At 71.1% G+C, this 1,231-nt stretch carries 1 pseudogene; it reads left to right on the forward strand.

Annotation, left to right across the window (positions count from 1 at the left end):
• Positions 1–1,231, forward strand: a pseudogene (gene tnpB, locus Manayef4_RS03060) (IS607 family element RNA-guided endonuclease TnpB); the annotation flags it as partial.

The raw sequence follows: 1,231 nt of genomic DNA on the forward strand, positions 1-1,231 counted from the left end.
GGTTCGCTCTCGATCCAAACACCGTCCGGCTTGCCGCTCTGCGCCGGCATGCCGGGGCAGAGCGGTTCGCCTACAACTGGGGTCTGGTCCGGGTGAAAGCCGCGTTCGCGCAGCGCGAGGCCGAACAGTCCTACGGGCTGACCGGTGATCTRCTCACCCCGGTGTCGTGGACGCTGCCCGCGTTGCGGCTGGCCTGGAACGCTGCGAAACACAAGCTGGCCCCGTGGTGGGCGCGGTGCTCGAAGGAGGCGTTCCGCGCTGGCCTGGATCAGCTTGCCCGGGGGTTGAAGAACTTCACCGACTCCCGGTAAGGGAAGCGGAAGGGCCGGCGGGTCGGTTTCCCYGGTTCAAGAAGCGCGGGAGGGCCCGTGACTCGTTCCGGTACACCACCGGCGCCTACGGTCCGGCTGGGGATCGGCAGGTGAAGCTGCCCCGGGTCGGHCGGGTCAAGGTGCATGAGCCGATGGGTGCGCTGACCGGCCGGCTCGTCGACGGGTCCGCACGCCTGCTGGGCGCGACCGTGTCCCGGACCGCGGGGCGCTGGTTCGTGGCGTTCACCGTGGAGGCCGACCGTGATGTCCCCGGCAAGCCGTCTACCCGGCAGCGCCGGGGCGGCCCGGTCGGGGTCGACCTGGGTGTGAGGCACCTCGCCGTCCTGTCGACCGGCGAGACCGTCGAGAACCCCAGGCCGCTGGCCCGGTCGCTGCGCGAACTGCGCCGCGCGTCGCGGGCCTACGCCCGCTCCACGCCCGGCAGCGCCGGTCGCCGTAGACACGCCGCCACCCTCGGTCGCCTCCATGCCCGCGTCGCCTACCAGCGCCGCGACGGGCTGCACAAGCTCACCGCCCGGCTGGCCAAGACCCACGACACGATCGTGGTGGAAGACCTGCACGTGGCCGGGATGGTCCGTAACCRCCGTCTTGCCCGTGCCGTGTCCGATACCGGGATGGCCGAGGTCCGCCGCCAGCTCGCCTACAAGACCCTCTGGTACGGATCGACGCTCGTGGTCGCGGACCGCTGGTATCCAAGCTCGAAGACCTGTTCCGACTGCGGCTGGCGAAACCCAGGCCTCACCCTGTCGGAGCGTATCTTCGCCTGCCAGTCCTGCGGGCTGGTAGGCGGCCGCGACCTGAACGCCGCGGTCAACCTGTCCAACCTCGTCGCCGCCAGTAGGTCGGAGACGGTAAACGCCCGTGGAGCCGACCGTAGGACCCCGTCCGCGGGGCGGGCG

This window comes from Frankia sp. CgMI4 (assembly GCF_001756285.1).
GTDB classification, from domain to species: Bacteria; Actinomycetota; Actinomycetes; order Frankiales; family Frankiaceae; genus Frankia; species Frankia casuarinae.